This window comes from Shewanella sp. KCT, assembly GCF_007636505.1.
In the GTDB taxonomy this organism is placed as follows: Bacteria; Pseudomonadota; Gammaproteobacteria; order Enterobacterales; family Shewanellaceae; genus Shewanella; species Shewanella halotolerans.
In genome coordinates this window covers 121,722-143,389 of record NZ_LVDJ01000007.1, presented here as the reverse complement: position 1 = coordinate 143,389, position 21,668 = coordinate 121,722, and the positions used below count along the sequence as shown (strand labels likewise).

Below are 21,668 nucleotides of genomic sequence, written 5' to 3'. Positions count from 1 at the left end.
GAATCGCCACCAGGCCATCATTTAGATTCAATTAAAATGATTTGAACTCATAGCAATGCAATAAAAATATTCGAACCTATTGTAACGCCATCAACCGTTTATTCCAAATTAAAGCCAAATTTCGACTATATAGATCCAGTTTTAGCGGTGAAAACCCTTGAAACCTATGATGTGGATGACCAACAACATAATTCGAATACAAACAATAAATGATTTATTAAGAGATAATAAACTTATGATGAATCACATAAATGAGAGAAAGGACGACAACAATAAGCCCTAAAAGCACTTGAACCCGGTGTGTCGCGAAAGCTACTATCGGCCCAACATCGGGAATCAAAGAGTGCATCAGGATGCAAAAAACCATACTCATCACTGGCGTAGGCAAGCGTATCGGCCTCTATCTGGCCAAGGCCTTTCTCGTCCGCGGACACAGGGTGATCGGCACCTATCGCAGCCATTACCCCAGCATAGATGCCCTCACCGAGCTGGGCGCCGAACTTTACCCCTGTGACTTCACCGACCAAACCCAGCTCGAGGCGCTGATTCAGACGCTAGCACAGAACTATCAGCAGCTGGATGCGGTGATCCACAACGCCTCGCTCTGGCTGAGTGATGATGACACTGCGGGCATCGACCAGGTGATAGCCCAGATGATGAAGGTTCATGTCTACGCCCCCTACCAGCTCAATCTCGCACTGGCACAGCTACTACAAAATCCCGAGACCATGACGGACATCATCCATATCACCGACTATGTGGCGCAAAAGGGCAGCAAGAAACATATCGCCTACGCCGCCAGCAAGGCCGCACTGGAAAACATGACCCTCTCCTTCGCCGCCAAGTTGGCGCCACAGGTAAAGGTCAACGCCATCGCTCCGGCGCTGATCTGTTTCAACGAGCATGACGATGCCGCCTACCGCGAGAAGGCCAAGGCCAAGTCGCTACTTGCCAGAGAGGGCGGCGAAGTCGAGGTACTAGAGGCGATCGACTACCTGATGCGGAGCCAGTATGTAACGGGACGCTCCCTGGCACTGGATGGTGGCAGACACCTAAAATAGGCCTGAACCTAGAATGATATTGCCGGTTTGCCGTGAAAGACCGGCGGTAAGACACAAAAAAGCGAGGCCTTAGCCTCGCTTCTTATTCAACTACCTAGATCAAACCACCTAAAAGTAAGTGAACGCTCACATACCGCAAACATGGCAATGAGGCTGCTTAGGTAGCTTCATCTCGCGAAACTCCATGGTCATGGCATCTATCATCAGGATGCGGCCGCTGAGGGTCTTGCCCATCTTAGCCAGCACCTTGATCGCTTCCACCGCCTGCAGGCAACCTATTATGCCCACCACGGGCGCCAGAATGCCCGACTCGACACAGGTCAGCTGTTGATCGCCAAACAGCTTGCTGTAGCAATGATAACAGGGGCTCTGCTCGCCGTAGTCGAATACGGTAACCGTGCCCTCCATGCGGATGGCGGCGGCCGACACCAAAGGCACCTTATGTTGAAAACAGGCCTGATTGAGCTGTTCGCGCACCACTATGTTGTCGGTGCAGTCCATCACCAGATCATGCTCGGCCACCAGCGCCAAGATCTGCTCATCGTCGAGCACGGCATTGATGGTGTCTACCCTGAGATGGGGATTGAGCTGCATCAAGGATCTCTTGGCCGACTCCACCTTGGGCTGGCCGATAGTGGCATCATGGTGTAACACCTGGCGCTGCAGGTTCGACAGCTCGACGGTATCGAAATCCACCAGGGTCAACTGACCTACCCCGGCGACCGCCAGATATTGGGTAGAGGCGCAGCCTAAGCCGCCGGCACCGATCACCAGCACCTTGGCCAGCTTGAGTCGCTCCTGGCCTTCGAAGTCCATCGCCTTGATGGAGATATGGCGGCTATAGCGCAAGATCTCCGCATCGGAGAGGATCTCTTCTTGGGTATTAGGTTCCATCTGCCCTGCCCCTAGAGTGCCAGCACTGAGTTGAAGGGCTCCACTGTCACCAGGCTACCTTCCGGCGTATCACCTTGCTCCTGAGCCAGTATGATGAAACAGTTAGCCAGACTCATGGAGGTGAGCATGCCAGACCCCTGACCGCCTGTGACACTCACCTCGGCCTCACCCTGAGCATTTTGACTCAGCACGCCACGCTGATACTCGACCCGGCCCGGGAACTTGCGTAGGTTACCCTTGAGCTTGGCCTGCAATTGCAGTGGCTTCACCTGAGGCAGCCCCTGCATCTTGTTAAGCAGCGGCCACACCAACTTGTAGAAGGTCACCATGGAGGAGACGGGATTGCCCGGCAGACCACAGAAGACCGCCTCGCCGATACGACCGAAGGCGAACGGCTTGCCCGGCTTGATGGCCAGTTTCCAGAAGGTGATCTCACCCTCCTCGTCGAGGATCTGCTTGGTAAAGTCGGCATCCCCCACAGAGACACCGCCCGAGGTAAGCACCATATCGGCGTTGGCCGCTGCGTTACGAAACGCGGCGCGGATCGCCTCAGGGTCGTCTTCGATCACTCCAAGGTCTATCCACTCGACGTTGGCGCGGCTCAAGAGTCCCTGAATGCTGTAACGGTTGGAGTCGTAGATCTGACCCGGTGCCAGCTCTGTGCCCACGGGGCGCAACTCGTCACCGGTAGAGAAGAAGGCCACCTTGACCAGACGGGTCACCCTTACCTGGCTGGCACCTATGGTGGCCAGCACGCCCATCTCGGCGGCGCCGATCTGGGTGCCGGCGCAGAGCACCTTGCCACCCGTCTTCACCTCTTCACCGCGACGACGCACGTTAGCGCCTAACGCCTTGGGCGCCTCAATCACTATGCTGTCGCCGTCGACCTCGACTTTTTCCTGCATCTGCACTGTGTCATAACCCGGCGGCACAGGCGCGCCCGTCATTATGCGCACACAGGTATTGGCGCTGGCCTCGCCCTCGAAAGGATGCCCGGCAAAGGAGTGGCCTATTAGGGTGAAACGATTGCCCTGGGCCAGATCCTCGAAACGGAAGGCATAACCGTCCATCGCCGAGTTATCGAAGGGTGGCAGGTCTATACTTGAGGCCAGCTCCTCGGCCAGCACACGTCCCAGCGCATGGGGAAGCTGCACCATTTCCGATTCTTCCAGTGGACGAACTTGTTCCAGAAGCTTGATGATGGCTTCATCGGGATGCATTAGGCTGGGTTTTGCACAGGGATCGGCTTGCATAGACATAGAGTACCTTAGCGTTAACTGTAGGATATGAGTAAAAGCGAATATTGCCGCTCATTATGCCATGCTGAAACCAGAAGACTATGATCTCGACGGCAGTTTTTGGCCGCAATCCGCCGAGATTCAACCAAAAAGCCGACACCAGCGGGGCGGATGTCGGCTCGACTATCTCCAAAGGTATAGATTAACCGGCGCTCAACTCCAGGCTATTGGCCTGCACCTTCACCTGCTGGCCATCTTGCAGCGTCTCGGCGCCGCGAATCACTACCTGGTCGCTGTCGCTGAGCTCACCCTTGACGGCAATCCACTCCCCTTCACCATCGCCCAGCTCCACGGCCACCCTCACCGCCTTGTTGCTCTGGTCTATCTTAAACACGAAGGCACCGGCGGAGCGCAGCACCACGGCGTCGCGGGGCACTAAGGTGGTCAACTGTTTAGGAGCAATAGGCAGTGCCAGGGAGACCAGCTCGCCGACATTGAGCATATCCTGCCGCTCGAGCGGTAGGTCGATACGGGCCTCGAAGGTCTGGGAGCGCACATCAGACACAGGGATCAGGCTGCGGATCTTGGCAGAGAACTCCCCCAGGCCATGATAGACCCGCAGTTCATCCCCCACCTTTACCCGGCGACTGTGCTTGAGCGGTGCATGCAGGCGGATCTCCAGGTTGTCCGGGTCTGTGATGGCGACGATAGACTCGGCGCGGCTGATATCCTCGCCCGCCTGACGCTGACGCGCCGTGATGATGCCGGCAAAGGGCGCCTTCACCTGGGTGCGGGCAATATCATCGAGGATCATCTCGAGTTTGATCTGCGCCAACTTAAGGTTAGCGGCGGCCAGGTCGCGATCCGAGCGCGCCTTATCCAACTCGGTCTCCGAGGCGTTCTTGTTGGCCATCAGCTTCTGCAGACGCTTCAGCTCGCGATTAAGCCGCGACAGGCCTACCGTCTCATACTCTATCTGCGCCTCCTGCTGAGCCTTCTGCAGCTCGAGACGAGTCTTCTCGATGCGGGCGACCACCTCACCCGCCTTCACTAGCGTACCCGCCTCGATCACCCACTCAAGCTTGCCCTCGATACCCGCGGTCAGCTCGGCATAGTTACGGGAGTGCACAGATCCTATCACCATGATCTTGGGCGACAGGGCACGGTTCTCAACCTGAACCACCTGCACCAGACGCTCGGGCGCCTCGCCCTGGGCCCAGCTCATGGGGCCGATTAGAGAGAGCGCCAGCACAGCGGCAATTAAGGATCTCATGACTTCACTCCTGTAGTGGATGCGAGGGCGGGCTCGTCGGCCACCCTTTTGGTAACTGGGCTCAACCTATGGGTCAGACGCAACAGGCTGGGCATCAAAATAAGGGTAAACAAGGCGCTAAAGGTCATGCCGCCGACGATAACCGCCGCCAGGCCGCGATAGATCTCGCTGCCGACACCCGGCACCAGCATCAGAGGTAGCATGCCAAAGATGGAGGTCAGGGTACTCATATACACAGGGCGGGCGCGGGTCGCCACGGCCTGAGCGATAGCCTGGTCGATATCCGGCGTCTCCCGATAACTCTGGCGGGTCTGATCCACCAGCAAGATGGCGTTATTGACCACCAGCCCCAACAAGATGATGAAACCTATCATGGTCAGCAGATCCAGGCTCTGGAAACTAAACAAGTTTAGCAGCCGCAGGCTGACCACACCGCCACAGATCGCCAGCGGCATAGAGAGCAAGACCAGCAGGCTATCCTTGGCCGACTTAAACATGGCGGCCATCAGCAGGAAGAGGATCACCACGGCCAGGGCGAAGTTGGCGCCCATATCCTTGATGGTGCTGTCGAGCTTGTCGGCGCTGCCACGATACCCGAGTGAGCTGTTTTCCGGCAAGCTGGCTCTCAGGGTCGGCACCGTCGACTCGTTGAGTTTCTCCAGCGCCTCATCCAAAGACATATCCGCTGGCGGGAAGATCAACAGGCTGACGCTGCGCTTGCCGTTGACTCGCTGCAGCTGGGTTGGCCCCACAGTTCGCTTGAGGGTCGCCAGCTCGCCTATGGTCTGAATACCGGCGGCCTGGGTATAGACAGGAGTCGCCGATAGTTGCTCGGGCACCTGCCACTTGGGCCCCTTGAGCAGCACGTCCATACGTTCGTTACCATCGAAATACTCACCCACAAACAAGCCAGAGGTGTAGGCTCGAATGGCGTTGGCTATCTGAATCCGGTCGACACCCGCCTGGGCCAAGCGGCGCTCGTTGGGGATCAGCTGCAGCTCAGGTTGTGCCATGGAGAGGCCTGGAATCGGCCTAACCACGGCGCCGGGCAGCGCCTCTTGGATCAGTCCCATGCCCTTGCCTGCCGTCTCCATCAGGGCCTCCATGTCGGCCCCCTGGAGGTCGATATTGATCGCCCGGCCGCCGTTAAAGCCAAACTGCAGCAGGGAGCCGCGGTTGGTAAAGGCCTGGGTATCGGGCAGGCCCACCAAGATCTCCTTGTTGAGCAGCTCTATCATGGCATCGGCCTGGGACGGGTCTTCGGGATAGATGAAGAGCACGTTGAAGGCACTGTACATGGAGAAGTTATATCCCTTGATATAGGGCTGTTTCTCCTTGTCATAGTATGGCTTGAGGCGTTCTATGATCACATCGCCCACCTCCTTCTCCAGCGTCTTGACGTTGGCGCCCGGCGGCAGGGCGAAGAAGGCGAATATGCCGTCCGAGCGCGCCTGGGGCAGAAAGTCGGGTCTCGGCATCAGGACCGCCGTCAGCATGGCGGCTCCCAGTATCAGGGTGACACACCAGAAGACGGCGCGTTTAGTGTCGCCGGTGAGGCGCTGCACGGTTGCCGATATCCAGCGCCACAGGCGGCCGCTCTGCTGGCCATCATCCTGGGGCGAGAGCTTGAGCCACAGGCGGCCGCTCTGCTGGCCATCATCCTGGGGCGAGAGCTTGAGCCACAGGCGGCCGCTCTGCTGGCCATCATCCTGGGGCGAGAGCTTGAGCCACAACAGGCTAAATACCGGGATCAGGGTGATGGCACTGATAAAGGAGGAGACCACGGCCACCGACAGGGTGAGCGCCAAATCAGAAAACAGCTGGCCTTCCACCCCGGGCATAAACAGGATCGGCAGGAAGATGGCGACCGTTGTGGCGGTGGAGGCCAACAAGGCGCCCTTGACCTGATCTGTGCCCTTGGCGATGGCCTCGCGGATCGGTGTCCCCTGCTGCAAGATGCGCACGATATTTTCCTGCACTATGATAGCCGCATCCAACACCAGTCCCACGGCAAAGGCCAGGCCCGCCAGGGAGATCACGTTCAGGGTGCGCCCCATCATCTCGAGGAAGAAGAAGGCGATCAGCAGGGCGACGGGGATAGTCGAGGCGATCATCAGGGTCGCACGGAAGCTACGCAGGAAGGCGTAGAGGATCACCAGCGCCAGCACGACACCGATCGCCAGGTTGCCCTTCACCAACCAGATGGCCCGCTTGATATGCACAGAGGCGTCGAAGGAGAGATCCAACACCAACCCCGCCTCCTTAAGCGGCCCCTGATTGAGCTCGGCAATCGCCTCGTTGACGCCATCGAGCACCTTAACCGTATTGGCATCGAAGGTGCCTTCTATCGTCATATAGTAGGCAGGATAGCCATTACGCTTGGTAAAACCCTGCACTTCTGCGGTAGAAACCGCCACATCCGCCAGCTCGTTGAGGTAGATGGGGCGCCCCTCGTTATAGGTGACGATGAGATTACCTAGGTTTTCTGGTGTGTATTGGCCGATGAAACGTACCGTATATTGGCGACGCCCCACGTTAGCAGTGCCGCCCGAAATATCCGCCGCCCGCGACAGTGTGCTGCGCAGTTGATCCAGAGTGATCCCCAGCGCCGCGGCGCGATAGGGGTCGAACTCGATATGTAACTCTTTCGGCAGGCGACTCTGCAGTTGCACCGACCCCACCCCAGAGATCAGCCTCAGTCTGGGCTCCACCACATCGTCGATCAGCTTCTGATACTGGGCAAAGTCGGTGGCCGGATTGTCCGGCGCCATACGGATCAGTAGGGAGGCCAGGTTGGGCGCGCCGTTACCACCGCCGACATTGATGAAGGGCTCGTTGGCATCCAGCGGCCTTGGGGGCGTCTGGTTGAGCGCGTTGATCACATTGATCATCCCCGCCTGCATGTCGCTGCCCACCTCGAAGGTCAGTGTGATACCACCAAAGCCCTGGGAGATATTTGAGGTCATCTCAACAACGCCAGGTACCTGGCGCAGCACATTTTCCTGAGGCTCGATGATGTTGGATTCCATCTCCTGGGGCGCCGCCGAGCGCCAGTTGTTGAAGACGGAGATCTGTGGCCGTTGAATGTCCGGCAGTAGCTGTATCGGCAGCTTGCCTATGGCTAACACGCCGAATATGGCGATCAGCAATAGGGCCACTAGGGTACCGGCAGGGTTATTGGTGCTTAATTTGGTGAGGTTCATCGATTGTCCCACCCCAGGCACGTCAGACCCGGCCGGGGTTATGAGCTTAGTTTCTTGACCCTAAAGCCTAGAGACAAAATGTTAATAAATCCGCCTGATTTGGTTAGCAAATGTAACAAGCAGACATGAATGCACCCCAACAGGCCATTAACGATAATTATTTGCATTTAAAAACATTGAGTTAAGTAAAGATGGTTGCAATTCACTGGGGGGTTAAACACAATAAATAGGGCCTATTGACCTTTCCTGTTTGTTTTTGCAGCAGTTTGAAGGTGATTGATACAAGGCAGAGCCTGTTTGTGTAGTGGTTCTACACAAACAGGCGATAACGCAGTAGAAATGGCCTACAAACACTGCCCAAAGGGTTCATCTAAACGCGCCCTGCCCTATGTTGTTCGCAATTTACATAGTGCAACTATGCTTCATTGCTCTCGCCTCGAGCAAAACGCGTTTAGATAGAACAAAAATTAAACCTGAAAGGTGAACAGGCCCTAGCACCAAGAAATGACTTAATTTAAGGAAGTAACTATGCTGGCACAAACGATGATAGATCAGTTGAACGCGCAAATTAATGTGGAGTTCTTCTCCTCTAACCTCTACCTACAGATGAGCGCCTGGTGTGAAGACAAGGGCTTTGAGGGTGCCGCGAAATTTATGCGTGCTCACGCCGAAGAGGAGATGCAGCACATGCATCGTCTGTTTACCTATGTGAGCGAAACTGGCGGCATGCCGCTGCTGGGGGCAATCGAGGCGCCGCAATCACAGTTCGATTCGCTACTGGCCCTGTTCGAATACACCTATGAGCACGAGCAGATGATCACCAGCAAGATCAACGCCCTGGCCCACACCGCCTTTACCAATCAGGACTACTCGACCTTCAACTTCCTGCAATGGTATGTGTCTGAGCAGCACGAAGAGGAGAAGCTGTTCAAGTCTATCGTCGATAAGATCCGTCTGGTGGGCGAAGATGGTAAGGCGCTCTTCTTCGTCGATAAAGATCTGGCGCAGATGGCTCAGCAGGAGTCTGCCAGCGTGATGACCGTCGGCGAATAAGCCAGATGCGGGGCATGGCGCCCCGCCTTTTCTCCGCTAAGCGTTCCGTAAATACTCTCTGCAAAGGCACTCGCCCAATAAGCTTTGTCTCAAGCCTAATACTCGAGCACCTCTCCCAAACCGTTTCTAAGCAATCTGGCTATCGGCAGCGATTGAGTTGAGCAGTCAAAGCAATGAGGTCGGTTTTTCCCTGACGATACGACGCAGCAAGGGCTCGAGCTCCTTGAGCGGCATAGGCTTGGCCACAAGATAGCCCTGCACGAAGTCACAGCCTAATCCCTGTAGGAAGCTGCGCTGCGGCTCGCTCTCCACCCCTTCGGCCACCAGGCGCATATCCAGGCTCTGCCCCATGGTGATGATCGCCTTGATCAGGTTGGCATCCGCCCTGTCTTCCAACATGTTGTCGACGAAACTCTTGTCTATCTTGATCACCGAGATGGGAAACTGCTTCAAATAACTGAGGGAGGAGTAGCCTGTGCCGAAATCATCCAAGTAGATCTCCACCCCTAGGTGACGAATCGCCGTCAGCGCCTTAAGCGACAGCTCGGTGTCGGCCATCAGAATCGATTCGGTGATCTCTATGTGGACATATTGGGGCGCTACATCATATTTCTGCAGCAAGCCGTTGAGCATGCAGGCGAAATGGCTGGGATCGCCGTGGGCCAGCTGACGACCAGAGACGTTGATCGCCATGTTGATCATTATCCCCTGGCTATGGCACTGGCGTAGATCACGCAGCGCCTGCTGGATCACCCACTCGCCGATAGGCTCGATAAGCCCAGTCTCCTCGGCGATGGGGATAAACTCATCCGGAGGCACCAGGCCTCGCTGAGGATGACGCCAACGCAGCAAGGCCTCCAGGGCGACCCCTTCGCCGTTACTGGTATCGACAATCGGCTGATAATGCAGACAGAACTCGTGTTGCAGCACGGCGCTGCGCAGCGACTGCTCCAGGGTGATACGTGCCAGCATGTTGTTGTTCATGTCGGGAGAGAAGTAGCCGAAGCAGTTACGGCCATCTTGCTTCGCCTGATACATGGCGGTCTCGGCGTTACGGGTCAGCACCTCGACACTAGTGCCGTTGCTGGGGTAACAGCTGATGCCGACACTGGCGGAAATCAGCAGCTCGTTGCGATTGATGCCGAAAGGCGACGACAGGTGCTGCAAGATCTGCTGCGCCCGCTGCTCTATCTCACCCTGATGCTTGGTGTGCCCCATGACCACCACAAACTCGTCGCCACTGAGACGGGCGACAAAGTCATGCTGTTCCAGCAGAGCTTCCAGCCTGGCGGCCGCCACCTGCAACAGCTCATCGCCTACCGCATGACCATAGATGTCGTTGATATATTTAAACCTGTCCAGATCGATGAAGAGTACGGCCACAGAGCAGCAACGCTGCTCTGCCAGTTGCAACATTTGCGACAGGCGCGAGGTATAGAGCTGACGATTAGGCAGGTTAGTCAGGGCGTCGTAGTTGGATTTGTACCAGATATCCTGCTCGTACTTCTTACGGTTACTGATATCCAGGAAGAGGCCGATATGTTGCACCACCCGCCCCTTGTCATCCTTCACCACAGTAATGGCCAGGTATTCGGGATAGATCTGGCCGTTCTTACGCTTGTTCCAGATCTCTCCCTGCCACTTGCCGTATTGCTTGAGCGACTGCCACATCTGCTCATAGAAGTGGTGGGGTTGCTGATGGGAATTGAGGATAGCCGGGCTGCGCCCCTTCACCTCCTCCAGGGTATAGCCGGTGATCTGGGTAAAGGCGGGGTTTACCGCCTCGATCAGGTTGTCCTTGTCGGTAACCACTATCCCTTCGGCGCAATATTCAAACACCGCCGATGCCAGGGAGAGTTCACGGTTGGCCTCCTGCCGCTCGCTCAACATGGCGTTGAGGGCCATCGCCATCTTGGCCACCTCGTCTCGCCCATCCACCGGCACAGACAGCTGCAGCTGAGTATTCTGGGCCATGCGCTGCATCAAGGAGGCTATGGTGCCGATACGGGTCACCAGGTTATTGACTATGAGGCGACCCAAGACAATCAAAAACAGAAAGTTACAGATGGCCGCCATGATGCCTAACACCAGGAAACTGAGCGCCTCACGCCCCTGACGTTGTACCAAGTTAGCTATGTTATTGCTCAGGGTCAGGCTCGCCTGATTCATCTGCCCCAGGGCCTCAGTGGCCAGCCCCCACCAGGCCTCGCTGGCCACCGCCGGGTGTTGGTGTTGCAGCTGAGACAGGGCCGCCAACATGGCCTGATCGGCTATGATGGAGCGCTCCTCTTGTGGCAAGGGTCCGGCATGACCGGATAGCCTGTGCTGACGCTGGGCATCCACCGCCTGACGATACTGCTCCACGGTATTATCTATCTGGGCCAGCGCCTCGCGCTGTGGTGAGGTCACATGGGGCAGCTTCTGGGCCTGTTGCAGCAGCCCCAGTATGGCCAGGCAGTCCTCCTCGAACAATATGATGTTGGTCTCTTCGCCAGAGAGCAGGTAATCCTGATAGTGATCGATCAAGCCGCCATACCCCAGCCTCTCCCTGAGGCGATTGGCCAGCAGAATAAGATTTACCTGCGCCTTCACCCGCCCTTTCATCAGCAGCAGCTCCTGGGTCGCCTCGTTATCTAGGGTCTCCTTGATCAGGGCAAGATCCGCCGCTGAAGTGGTCGAGAGCATTTCGTGAAAGGCGTCCAGCAGGTCATCCTGCATCGAGTATTGGGCGAGATAAGCCTGATGATCTAGGCTGTCGGCAGCCAGCAGACGATTGAGCAAGTCGCGATCTTTGCCCGCCAACTCCTGTAGCTTGAGCATATGGATAAGGTCGTTGTAGGCCTTGGCGAGCAAGGTGTTCTGTACCTGGGACTGAATCTGGGAGATGAGCACCAAGAGGTGCTGAGTAAACTCGCTGTAAAAGTTGAAGCCGCTTCCTTCACCGCGACTATCTATCGCCCGGCGCACCTGCTTGAGGCGAGCCCCCAGGGCATGAATAGTGTCGACACTCTGTTGCAGGTTGACGCTGGGCCTGTCTATCTCGCTGAGAGAGAGGTGTAGGTTGGCGATATTGGGGGCATCCAGCAGTTCCTGCAATACCTTGTCTGTCTGACGCCGCTGGGTTTGTAGCCGCCGCTCGAATCGCTTGCCCTGGCTGGCGACAAAACCGGCCGACAGGCCGCGCTCATTCTGCAGGGCGAAGATGAGCTTCTGGGTCTGCTCTGTGATCATCACCCCTAGGGCATTGCGCTGGGCCGTCTGCTGGCGCTCGATCAGATCGAGCATGCGCAAGCTGCCGAAGATCAGCAGCAGCAACATGGGGATAGTCGCCAGCAAGATTAATTTCTGGCTCAGACTATACCGGTTCAGCATAGATGACATCTTAAGCGCTCCTTGCTCGATTATCACAAAAGCAGACGCGAGGAATTTAGGGTCTGAGAGTAGTAACATAGCCTAACCCCCGCCGTCATACCTATTTCACCAAAGTCTAATCTAGGTCACGAAATTAACGCTTTCATGGTGAATTATTAGATAAGCCTTTATTTTTTATTAACATTTAAATTGGCGAGAAGATTTTTCAGGAAGGCATTCGGCGCAAGATGACTAAGGCAGGCACAGGGGTTGACACAAAAAAAGGCCGATGAGATCGGCCTTTTTGTCGGACTATACTAAACAAATAGCCAATTTAAGGTTAATTATTTAGTTTAATATGACAAATCAATTAACTCGTATAGGTTAACTGATTTGCGCTAACGCATTTGGGTTAGCTCGCCTTTTCCAGTAATGACTTGCGATAGCAGACGATATCTTCGATGGTGAGCACAGGCATCTGATGCTGCTCGCCGAAGGCGATGATCTCGGGCAAACGCGCCATGGTGCCGTCGACATTGGTCACTTCGCACAGCACGCCCGCCGGCTTAAGCCCCGCGAGCTTCATCAGATCTATGGTGCCCTCGGTATGGCCGCGACGGGTCAACACGCCGCCGGGCTGCGCGCGCAGCGGATAAACATGGCCGGGACGCGCCAGGTCGCTAGGCTTGGCATCATCGGCGATGGCGGCCTTGATGGTGGTCACGCGATCGGCCGCCGACACACCTGTGGTTACCCCCACCTTAGCTTCGATACTCACGGTAAAGGCGGTACCGTATTGGCTGGAGTTGTCTTCCACCATGGGCGGTAGCTCCAGCTGCTTCACCCGCTCGTCGGTGAGACAGAGACAGACGATACCGCTACATTCGCGGATCAGCAGCGCCATCTGCGCTTGGGTCAGGTGTTCTGCGCTATAGATAAGATCCCCTTCGTTTTCGCGATCTTCATCGTCGACCACCAACACACCTTGACCGGCTCTAAGCGCGGTGAGGGCTGCTTCGACACGAGTGATGGCATCGCCAAAGGGAGAAAGTAGAGACTGATTCATGGTTAAATCCTTAGTAAGACTAATAAAATGGTTTTTCCAGAATCAGGGCATGCAGAAAATGACGCGCCTTGGGGTCTCTTTGAAAAAGATATCCAGGCTCGCCGAATAAGAGGTGTGCAGGCACGAGAAAAGCGTGAGGCTAGGCTCATCTTCTCGCGGTCACGCTATCTTATATTCTCTTTCATCCGGACTTAGTGCACTAGGTGCTCATTACCGTCGGCTCTGGAATAGATGGCTTGTTGCACACTTCACCAGATCTGCTGACCCTAGCTGCAAACTAATACCTAGATGCAAATAGGCGCTCGCGGGCTGACATCCCATAGGATGATCACCGCCGGTGGGGAGTCTCACCCCGCCCTGAGAATGTACTCTCCTTTGATGGAAAGCGCCGCTATGGTGCCCCTAAAACCATCAAAGTACAAGCGCTAGGGGTGACAAATATAAGCCAGATCACCTAAGCTCTTGCTCCAGTACCCGCTCACTTTCGGCTCAGAATAAGGTCAATCCAATGTCAGGGATAACGCCCCCGGTCGCACGCAAACAAGCCCACCCTCTCAAACATCACGGCAATGAGCGTATCGATGACTATCATTGGCTGAGAGATGATGAGCGCCAATCCCCCGAGGTACTGGCTCATCTGGAGGCAGAAAACGCCTATCACAAGGCCTGTTTTGCCCCCTTCGAACCACTACAGCAGACGCTGTTTCAGGAGCTTATCGGCCGAATCGACAAGGATGAGTCGAGTGTCCCCTATCGCTGGCACCAACACTGGTACTACAAGCGCTATCAGGGAGAGCAGGAGTACCCGCTGTTTGGCCGCAAACACGAGCTTGAGGGTGAGGAGCAGCTATTGCTCGATGCCAACGAGCGCGCCCAGGGTAAGGAGTTTTATAGCATGGGCGGGCTGAGCGTCAGCCCGGACGAGACGCTGCTGGCCATCAGCGAAGATACCCTGAGTCGGCGCCTCTATCACATCAGCATAAAGCGCCTGGACACGGGTGAATGGCTCAGCGACAGCCTTAGCGACACGGATGGCGAGATCGTCTGGGCCAAGGATAACCAGCACCTCTTCTATATCGCCAAGGATCCTCAAACCCTGCTGGGCGACCGCGTCTATTGCCACCGCTTGGGTGATCCCCAGGCCAATGACCGCCTGGTGTATCAGGAGGCGGACGACAGCTTCTACCTGACGATCGGCAAGAGCCTGGATGAATCGCGCATCCTGCTCACCCACGAGAGTACGCTCACCAGCGAGGTGTCCACCTTAGATGCCAACCAACCAGAGGCATGCTTTACGCCACTGCTTCCACGGGAGCCGGGACACGAATACTCGGTAGCTAAGCGCGGTGAGGAGTATTACATACTCACCAACTGGCAGGCGGTAAACTTCCGTCTGATGAAGGCAGTAGAGTCGAGCTTCGCCGATAAGCGCAGCTGGCAGGAAGTCATCCCCGCAGATGAGTCGCGCCGCCTGGAAGATCTGCTGGTGTTAAAAGACTATCTTGTGGTGCAGTATCGCCAGCAGGGGCTGAGCCAGATCCGCATCATGCCCCTCAACGGCGCCACGGAATATGAACTCGACTTCGACGATGCCGCCTACGTGGTGGGTCTGGATGTTAACCCGACTCAAGATAGCCATCATCTGCGCATCTACTACGCCAGCCCATCGACGCCCGAGTCCATCTACCTGGTGGATCTCACCCAGGCCAGCCCGAGACGCCTGCTGAAACAGGAGCGGGTACTCGGCGGCTTCGATAGCCAACACTACCAGACAGAGCGGCTCTTCATCGACGCCAGAGACGGCGCCAAGGTGCCCGTGACCCTGGTGTATCGCAAGGACAAGTTCCGCCAGGACGGCAGCAACCCCTTGTATCAATATGGCTATGGCGCCTACGGCTACACCATAGAACCTGACTTCGACAGCGCCATCCTCAGCCTGTTGGATCGCGGCGTAGTCTATGCGGTCGCCCACGTGCGGGGGGGCGAGATGCTGGGGCGTCCCTGGTACGACGCCGGCCGCCTGATGCACAAGCAAAACAGCTTCAACGACTTTATCGACGTCACCCTCGCCCTGGTGGAGCTAGGCTACTGCGCCCGGGATAAGGTGGTTGCCAGTGGCGGCAGCGCCGGTGGCCTCCTGATGGGCGCGGTGATCAATCAGGCGCCGCAGCATTATCTGGCCGTGGCGGCCCACGTGCCCTTCGTCGATATCGTCACCACCATGCTCGACGAGTCGCTGCCCCTGACCACCAACGAGTATGATGAGTGGGGTAACCCGAATCAGGCCGAGGCTTACCACTACATGCTGAGCTATTCCCCCTATGACAACATCTGTCGCCAGGCCTACCCGCACCTGCTGGTCACCACAGGCCTGCACGACTCTCAGGTGCAATATTTCGAGCCCGCCAAGTGGGTGGCGAAACTTAGAGAATATAAACAAGACGATCATCTGTTGCTGTTTCATATCGACATGGAGGCGGGCCATGGCGGCAAGAGCGGTCGCTATCGCCACTTTGAGGACACGGCCGAAGAGTACGCCTTCTTCCTCGGCCTGCTGGGACTCGCCTAAGATGACCCAGGAGAAGTTAGCTTGCACCACCTGGAGCCTCTACATGATCCGCTGCGCCAACGGTCACCTCTATACGGGGATCACCACAGATATCGACCGCCGCTTCAAGGAACATAGCGACAATGGCCCCAAGACGGCCAAGTATCTCAGGGGTAAGGGGCCGCTGACCCTGGTCTATCGCGAGCGGGTTGGCAGCCGCTCGGATGCCCTGAAGCGGGAAATCGCCGTGAAAAGGCTCACAAAAACGCAAAAAGTCGCCCTAATACACTTTGATGCAAATGATGAATGTCCCTAAAAATTACAGGGGAAAGCAGCCGTAAATCATAGGCTAAGGCCAGAACAAACCAAACAGGCCTGGCTCAACAAGATGTAAACCCAAGATTTACCTCAGGTTAAACGTCTTTACTTACCCATAACAAACCACTATCTTAGGCGGGCGCGTTTATGTGGAAAGACTATGAATTTACAACGACAAGCAAAGGCAACGGGAATGCCTGCGCAAGACAAGTACCAGGGACGCGGCTTTATTGGGTTACTCTTGCTTCTGCTCTGTCTGCACCTCTTGGTGCTGAACTCGGCAGTCAATCTATCCCTGTTTAGATTCTTTAACGGCATTGCGGCCTACGCCCCTGCCGATCTCCTCCTGCTGATCACAGACCTAGGCGATGGCATCACCCTCGGGGTGATCACTCTCTGCTGTCTGGTGAAACGGCCCGAACTCCTACTCAGGGTTGTCATCGCCAGCGTGCTGTCGCTGATCTTGGTGCCCTTGCTGAAGCAGACCTTCGATGCGCCTCGTCCGGCTGTAATATTAGAGACACTGAATATTGTCGGTGAGATCCGCCTGAAACACAGTTTTCCTTCGGGCCATACCGCCACCGCCTTCCTGTTTGCCGGCACCCTCTTCTTCGCCTATCGGCAGACCCAGATAAAATGCCTGGCAATCACTTTCGCCAGCCTGGTGGGACTGTCTCGCATTGTCGTCGGCGCGCACTGGCCAGAGGACGTGATCATGGGCGCCTTCGTCGGCCTCTTCTGCGCCTATGCGGCGGCCCATTGCCCCCTGGTCAAGCTCACCCAGTTCCACAAGGCGCTCATCTTGGCCTTCCTCTGGTGTGTGTTGGTGGTGAGCGAGCTGGATAAGAGCTTCGACAAAGATCTCATCTGGCCGATCCTCATGCTCAGATGGGGCCTAATTGCCACGGCCGCCCTGTTGATCTGGCGTGAATATGGCGCCATGCACAGGGTAAGACGTTGGCTGGCGTTTCAAGGTTAACAGCCCAAAAGGCGTAAGACTTTCACCAACATTCACGCTTTCTTCACACTTAGGTGCCTACACTGGAGGCTCCTAAGATGAAGAGGTGCGCCATGTTCAGACTGACCCAGGCTCAGACCACCAGAGAAACCACCCTGACGATGACCACAGATCGCAGCCGCTACGGCACGCTGATCCTACTGGTCAGCTTGCTGGCGCTGCTCTGCCTGAATCAGGATCTCAACCTGAACCTCTTTCGCGCCATCAACGGCCTCTCACCTAGCCTGCCCCAGTGGCTGCAGCTGGGGATAACCGATCTCGGCCACGGCAGCACCCTAGGCACTATAGTGCTCATCTGTCTGCTGCGTCGCCCCGAGCTGATGCCGCGGGTATTGACCGCCAGCCTGCTGTCGATGATCTTGGTCCCGCTGCTAAAACAGTATTTCGATGCCCCCAGACCGGCGGCAACCCTGGATTTTCTCTATATCGTCGGCGAGACGCGTTTGCATCACAGCTTTCCCTCAGGCCATAGCACCAGCGCCTTCCTGTTCGCCGGCACCTTGCTGATGGTGATGCAGGATAAGAAGAGTAAATGGGCCCTGTTGATGGGAGCTGGCATGGTAGCGCTGTCACGCATCTTGGTGGGTGCTCATTGGCCGGTAGACACGCTGGCGGGCGCGCTGTTGGGGCTCAGCTGCGCCTATGTCGCCTCCTATGTTCCCCTGGTACGTCTGTCATCAAGGCACTGGAAAATTCTGGTGGGCGTCTTACTGCTAACGCTGGTGGTGTGCCAGTACAAGGAGACCTCTTCGCAGATGGCCTGGCAGATCATTGGCCTTCGTTGGGGACTCCTGCTGCTAGCCGGCGTGCTGGTGCTTCGCCAATATCTGCAGTCTCGCCAGCCGCTCACGCCGCGTAAGTGGGTCAGAGCCTAAACCTTTAGAGTCTTAATGGGGTGGGCATCGGCTAATCCCTAGGTTCGTGCGACCCCGAGATTAGCCTCTGCGCCGGGAAGTCCTGGCCTTAGTCTATGCTGACCTGGCCCTGAATATTGTCGAAGCTAAGGTTACCTGAGCCCGCATCTATGATGTGAAGCCCCTGGGTGTCCACCACGCGGATGCCGCCTGAGCCATCGTCTATGGTGACCTTACCCTGAACGCCTCTAACCTCTATGGCGCCCGAGCCGTCGTCAATCTCCACATCTCCTTGTACCGAGGCTATGGTCAGGCTGCCTGAGCCATCCTTAACCTGGATATCGCCCGCCACATTGGTGAGGGTAATGCTGCCCGAGCCATCATCTATGGTGAGCTTTTGGCCGCCATCTATCTCTATGGCACCCGAGCCATCTTCGATCTCCATATCCGCCTGCACGCCGCGAATGACAATGCTGCCTGAGCCATCATGGATATCCAGTTTGATTCCAGCAGGCACCTTCACCAGCAGATCTATGTAGGGCGACTTACCATTTGAGAAACTGGCCCGGTGAAAGGCATCGAAGTTGGCGACCAGCTTGGCCTTGTTACCCGAACGAGTCAGGGTCAGTTCGGGCTCGGCGCCATCAAAACCATAAATGTCGGCATCCAGGGTGATCTGCTCAACCGAGGCGTCGCCCACTATCTTCAGGCTACCGGCGCCGGTATCGGCGACCAGTGTCTCCAGCGACTGAGCATCCAGCGTCAGCTGCGTCTGTTTGTGATAGTCGAAATCGTCCCTTCCCGCACTATTTACATTTACTATGCATCCAGTAAGGCCAAATACCAGTGCGGTCGCCATAGTCATTACACGAGCCAACATAAACACCTTCCTTAATCTCTGTTAAAGTCGTTTGTACCGCCTCGATGGGGCGGCTTAGATAGCCCAACTAAGCAGATAATATGCCAACAAGTTATCTAATTGTTTTTGCTATGTTATTATCATGCTTAACCGATTTTTGGATGGCGATGCCGCCACCCGATTCGTGGAATTAGTTACTATTTAGTGAAATACTTCATCAACTTATGAGGCGCGCGGTGGATTATCTGACCCTAAATCGAACGGCCTGGAATCACAGGACCCTAGAACACCTGGACTCCAGCTTTTACGATGTGGACGGCTTTCTCGCCGGCAACAGCTCGCTGCAGGAGATAGAGCTAGCCGACCTGGAGGTAAAGGGAAAAAGCCTGCTGCACCTGCAATGCCATTTCGGCCTGGACACCCTCTCCCTGGCTCGCCTGGGCGCCGAGGTTACTGGCGTGGATCTCTCCGATACTGCCATCCATCATGCCAAGCGACTGGCCGAGGCCTGCGACCTTAAGGCCGACTTTATCTGCAGCGATCTCTACCAAGTGGGCGCGCAGCTGCAGCGGCGATTCGATATGGTCTACACCTCCTATGGCGCCCTCTGCTGGCTGCCAGATTTAATCCCTTGGGCAGAGTTGATTTATGAGTCGCTGCTACCCGGTGGTGAATTTTATATGGTGGAGTTTCATCCCGTGCAGGCAATGATGGAGGGTTACAGTTATTTTGCCCAGCAGGAGCCGGATGTTGAGGAGGAAGGCACCTATACGGAAAACGCCAGTGACACCAAACACACCATGGTGACCTGGCCCCACTCCCTGGCCGATGTGATAGGGGCGCTCATCCAAGCCGGACTCAAGGTGGAGGCGATTCAGGAGTATCCCTTCAGCCCCTATGATGCCTTCGACAATCTGGTAACGGGAGAGAGCCTGGGACTGACCAGCGACAGGCCCAGGTATTATCAGCTGCATCAGGGCAAGCCGATCCCTATGGTCTACAGCCTGTCGGCCCGTAAACCTGAGTAATCCTTCTCTCAGGGATAAACCAACATAAAAAAAGCAGGCCAGGCCTGCTTTTTTTGTTTAGTCTCTGAGCACGGGATAGACCCTGTACTGCTTATCAAAATAGGGGCTACGCTCGTAGAACCAGCGCAGTCTCGCCTCGGCATCCTTAGCAAATTCAGGATCCTTGAGCGCCGCCTCAAACTCGGCCGCTAGGGACGCGTCCTCCTTGAGCATCTTGACCGCCAGCGGCTCTACCGCGTAGTGCTCGATATATTCGGTGCGGGTAAAGATAGGATTAAAGAAGCCCCACTGCAGCAGCGAGTCGGGCGACTGTGCCTCCAGCAAGAGGATAGCCAGATCGCCAAGGGGTTGCTGTGTGCTGATCTTCACCGTGCCCGCCGGCAGCGCCACCTTAGCCTTATGGCTCGACACAGGGGCAGAGACCCGCTGGCGTCCCTCATAGTCCTTGGCGTCGAACGCGGGCTCACCGAATCGATATTGCGTCAGGGTCAAAGTCTTGGGCTGCTCCAGACGCGTCATGCGTATGCCATGAATGCTTAAACGCTCGATCACCTCCTGCCACTGAGGCGGAACATAGTAGGCCTTGGGACGATTCACCTTGATGTCGGCGCGAGTCTTACCTATCACGGGCAGGTTCTCATACAGCTTGGGCTCGCCGGTCCAACGCACTACCGTCTCGCCGCTGATGGGGCTCTGCTCCAGGCGATAGTCTATCCCCTTGAAGTCCCATCCCTTAGGCTGGGTCTCCGACTGCCAGGTCAGTGTGATGCGGTCGCTGTAGCGATAGCTGTCCTGCTTGATGGCGCTGCGCAGCGCCGTGCCCTGCTCGCCCAGCACCTCCAGGGTCGAGGCCAGCATCACATAGGTGCCAAGCACTCGCTGCTTGAAGGGCTTGAGGCTATGATTCTCGATCAATATGGTCGGCAGATGGCGGGCATCGCCATAACCGTTAGAGTAGCGTGGGCTGGCGTTCCACAGGGAGAGCCCCTGGCTCAGGTCGCGATTATCGATGGCAAACACCAAGGGGCCGGGCACATGTCCCTGCGCGCTGAGCGCCTGCTCGACTTTGGGACGATACTTGTCGTTGAGCCAGCGATAGCTGGCGGGACTCAGTCCCTGAGCCAGGTTATAGCCGAAGGTGACATCATATTGATAATCTATGCCGTCGGTGACATGCACATCGATATAGAGATCCGGCTGCCAGCGATTAATTGCCGCCAACATATGCTGCATCTCCAGGGTATCTGCCTTGGCATAGTCGCGATTAAGGTTGAGATTATTGGCCGTGGTACGCCAGCCCATCTCCACCGGGCCCCTCTGGTTGACCCGGTTAAACTGGCCGCTGCGCTCGTGGGCATCGACGCTGAAGATAGGCACGAAGAGGAGGTTCGCACCGGTTAACAGCGCCTGCTTGTCTCCCATGACCATGTCGCGCAGCAACATCATGCCCGCATCCTTGCCATCTATCTCGCCCGAGTGGATCCCCGCCTGCACCAAGAGTGTTGGCTTACCATTGGCCTGGAGTTCATCGGGGGTCGCTGCCCCCTCCTGGCTCGCCACTATCATCCAGATATCTCGCCCCTGAGGACTCTTACCCAAGGAAACCTTGCGGAGCTTGTCGCTGGTGGCGAGCAACTTATCCAGCCAGGCGAAGGTATCGTCATAGCTGGGGCTGGACTTGAGACCGCCCTGCTCGAAGGGGGTCGCCCAGGGATCATCTGCCGCGCGCAACAAGGCTTCGCTGGCGCCGTGCCAGGTAATGCTCGGCGGCAAGATGGCATCATTGATATAAGTCTTATTTAACGAGACTTGGGCCGGTAGAGGGCCGCTGGTCTCCGCCATGGCGGATGCGCCGAAGGCGGCGAGACAGAGGAGCGTAGCGCGAGAATATAGGGACATCTTAA

Annotated in this window: 15 protein-coding genes and 1 riboswitch; of the genes, 7 read left to right on the top strand and 8 right to left on the bottom strand. The window is 56.4% G+C overall.

Going from position 1 to position 21,668, the window contains the following annotated elements:
* The first annotated feature begins 353 nt into the window (after positions 1-353).
* The gene (gene folM, locus AYI87_RS11930) at positions 354-1,061 is read left to right on the top strand and encodes a dihydromonapterin reductase (RefSeq protein WP_144202344.1); all 708 of its coding nucleotides are present in this window, start codon (positions 354-356) and stop codon (positions 1,059-1,061) included.
* A 126-nt stretch (positions 1,062-1,187) separates the two neighbouring features.
* Here folM and moeB read toward each other — a convergent pair whose 3' ends face one another.
* From moeB to AYI87_RS11910, 4 genes are all read right to left on the bottom strand, one after another.
* Complete coding sequence (gene moeB / locus AYI87_RS11925) at positions 1,188-1,955, bottom strand: molybdopterin-synthase adenylyltransferase MoeB (RefSeq protein ID WP_144202342.1); 768 nt, start codon at positions 1,953-1,955, stop codon at positions 1,188-1,190.
* Positions 1,956-1,966: 11 nt separating this feature from the next.
* Positions 1,967-3,214, bottom strand: coding sequence for a molybdopterin molybdotransferase MoeA (moeA, locus tag AYI87_RS11920; RefSeq protein ID WP_144202340.1), 1,248 nt, complete (start codon positions 3,212-3,214; stop codon positions 1,967-1,969).
* A gap of 181 nt (positions 3,215-3,395) precedes the next feature.
* Entirely contained in the window at positions 3,396-4,466 is a 1,071-nt protein-coding gene (locus AYI87_RS11915; protein ID WP_144202338.1) for an efflux RND transporter periplasmic adaptor subunit, read from the bottom strand.
* Positions 4,463-7,669, bottom strand: a complete 3,207-nt coding sequence (locus AYI87_RS11910) for an efflux RND transporter permease subunit (RefSeq protein WP_144202336.1) — start codon at positions 7,667-7,669, stop codon at positions 4,463-4,465. Before AYI87_RS11910 ends, AYI87_RS11915 begins: the two co-directional genes overlap by 4 nt.
* Positions 7,670-8,197: 528 nt before the next feature.
* Here AYI87_RS11910 and ftnA point away from each other — a divergent pair.
* Positions 8,198-8,722: a non-heme ferritin gene (gene ftnA / locus AYI87_RS11905; protein ID WP_011863852.1), complete on the top strand. Its 525-nt coding sequence runs from the start codon at positions 8,198-8,200 to the stop codon at positions 8,720-8,722.
* Positions 8,723-8,887: 165 nt separating this feature from the next.
* On the opposite strand, the gene AYI87_RS11900 is transcribed toward ftnA, so the two are convergent.
* Together AYI87_RS11900 and ribB are read right to left on the bottom strand one after the other, a co-directional pair.
* Entirely contained in the window at positions 8,888-12,103 is a 3,216-nt protein-coding gene (locus AYI87_RS11900; RefSeq protein ID WP_260865134.1) for an EAL domain-containing protein, read from the bottom strand.
* A gap of 382 nt (positions 12,104-12,485) precedes the next feature.
* The gene (gene ribB, locus AYI87_RS11895) at positions 12,486-13,139 is read right to left on the bottom strand and encodes a 3,4-dihydroxy-2-butanone-4-phosphate synthase (protein WP_144202332.1); all 654 of its coding nucleotides are present in this window, start codon (positions 13,137-13,139) and stop codon (positions 12,486-12,488) included.
* Between the two features lie 169 nt (positions 13,140-13,308).
* Positions 13,309-13,508: riboswitch (FMN riboswitch) on the bottom strand.
* Between the two features lie 139 nt (positions 13,509-13,647).
* Here ribB and AYI87_RS11890 point away from each other — a divergent pair.
* From AYI87_RS11890 to AYI87_RS11875, 4 genes are all read left to right on the top strand, one after another.
* The gene (locus AYI87_RS11890) at positions 13,648-15,708 is read left to right on the top strand and encodes a S9 family peptidase (RefSeq protein ID WP_144202330.1); all 2,061 of its coding nucleotides are present in this window, start codon (positions 13,648-13,650) and stop codon (positions 15,706-15,708) included.
* The gene (locus tag AYI87_RS11885; protein WP_258406347.1) at positions 15,623-16,003 is read left to right on the top strand and encodes a GIY-YIG nuclease family protein; all 381 of its coding nucleotides are present in this window, start codon (positions 15,623-15,625) and stop codon (positions 16,001-16,003) included. Before AYI87_RS11890 ends, AYI87_RS11885 begins: the two co-directional genes overlap by 86 nt.
* 162 nt (positions 16,004-16,165) lie before the next feature.
* On the top strand, positions 16,166-16,984 hold the full coding sequence (locus AYI87_RS11880) for a phosphatase PAP2 family protein (RefSeq protein ID WP_144202328.1): 819 nt from the start codon (positions 16,166-16,168) through the stop codon (positions 16,982-16,984).
* A gap of 92 nt (positions 16,985-17,076) precedes the next feature.
* A complete protein-coding gene (locus tag AYI87_RS11875) occupies positions 17,077-17,898 on the top strand; it encodes a phosphatase PAP2 family protein (RefSeq protein WP_186300612.1) in 822 nt (273 codons plus the stop codon).
* Positions 17,899-17,986: 88 nt separating this feature from the next.
* Here the strand turns inward: AYI87_RS11875 and AYI87_RS11870 are convergent, their stop codons facing one another.
* Positions 17,987-18,757 (bottom strand): hypothetical protein, encoded by a 771-nt coding sequence (locus AYI87_RS11870; protein WP_144202324.1) that lies wholly within the window; start codon positions 18,755-18,757, stop codon positions 17,987-17,989.
* Between the two features lie 215 nt (positions 18,758-18,972).
* Between AYI87_RS11870 and AYI87_RS11865 the strand changes: the two genes are divergently transcribed.
* Positions 18,973-19,764: a class I SAM-dependent methyltransferase gene (locus AYI87_RS11865; RefSeq protein ID WP_186300611.1), complete on the top strand. Its 792-nt coding sequence runs from the start codon at positions 18,973-18,975 to the stop codon at positions 19,762-19,764.
* Between the two features lie 57 nt (positions 19,765-19,821).
* On the opposite strand, the gene AYI87_RS11860 is transcribed toward AYI87_RS11865, so the two are convergent.
* Positions 19,822-21,606: a M14 family metallopeptidase gene (locus AYI87_RS11860; RefSeq protein ID WP_409928972.1), complete on the bottom strand. Its 1,785-nt coding sequence runs from the start codon at positions 21,604-21,606 to the stop codon at positions 19,822-19,824.
* Positions 21,607-21,668 lie beyond the last annotated feature (62 nt).

Excerpts from the sequence above, each read along its gene's own strand:
- moeB (WP_144202342.1), bottom strand. The coding sequence starts at position 1,955 with ATGGAACCTAATACCCAAGAAGAGATCCTCTCCGATGCGGAGATCTTG.
- AYI87_RS11860 (WP_409928972.1), bottom strand. The coding sequence starts at position 21,606 with ATGGCGGAGACCAGCGGCCCTCTACCGGCCCAAGTCTCGTTAAATAAG.
- ribB (WP_144202332.1), bottom strand. The coding sequence starts at position 13,139 with ATGAATCAGTCTCTACTTTCTCCCTTTGGCGATGCCATCACTCGTGTC.
- AYI87_RS11870 (WP_144202324.1), bottom strand. The coding sequence starts at position 18,757 with ATGTTGGCTCGTGTAATGACTATGGCGACCGCACTGGTATTTGGCCTT.
- AYI87_RS11885 (WP_258406347.1), top strand. The coding sequence starts at position 15,623 with ATGGCGGCAAGAGCGGTCGCTATCGCCACTTTGAGGACACGGCCGAAG.
- AYI87_RS11915 (WP_144202338.1), bottom strand. The coding sequence starts at position 4,466 with ATGAGATCCTTAATTGCCGCTGTGCTGGCGCTCTCTCTAATCGGCCCC.
- folM (WP_144202344.1), top strand. The coding sequence starts at position 354 with ATGCAAAAAACCATACTCATCACTGGCGTAGGCAAGCGTATCGGCCTC.
- moeA (WP_144202340.1), bottom strand. The coding sequence starts at position 3,214 with ATGTCTATGCAAGCCGATCCCTGTGCAAAACCCAGCCTAATGCATCCC.
- ftnA (WP_011863852.1), top strand. The coding sequence starts at position 8,198 with ATGCTGGCACAAACGATGATAGATCAGTTGAACGCGCAAATTAATGTG.
- AYI87_RS11890 (WP_144202330.1), top strand. The coding sequence starts at position 13,648 with ATGTCAGGGATAACGCCCCCGGTCGCACGCAAACAAGCCCACCCTCTC.
- AYI87_RS11910 (WP_144202336.1), bottom strand. The coding sequence starts at position 7,669 with ATGAACCTCACCAAATTAAGCACCAATAACCCTGCCGGTACCCTAGTG.
- AYI87_RS11880 (WP_144202328.1), top strand. The coding sequence starts at position 16,166 with ATGAATTTACAACGACAAGCAAAGGCAACGGGAATGCCTGCGCAAGAC.
- AYI87_RS11900 (WP_260865134.1), bottom strand. The coding sequence starts at position 12,103 with ATGTCATCTATGCTGAACCGGTATAGTCTGAGCCAGAAATTAATCTTG.
- AYI87_RS11875 (WP_186300612.1), top strand. The coding sequence starts at position 17,077 with ATGTTCAGACTGACCCAGGCTCAGACCACCAGAGAAACCACCCTGACG.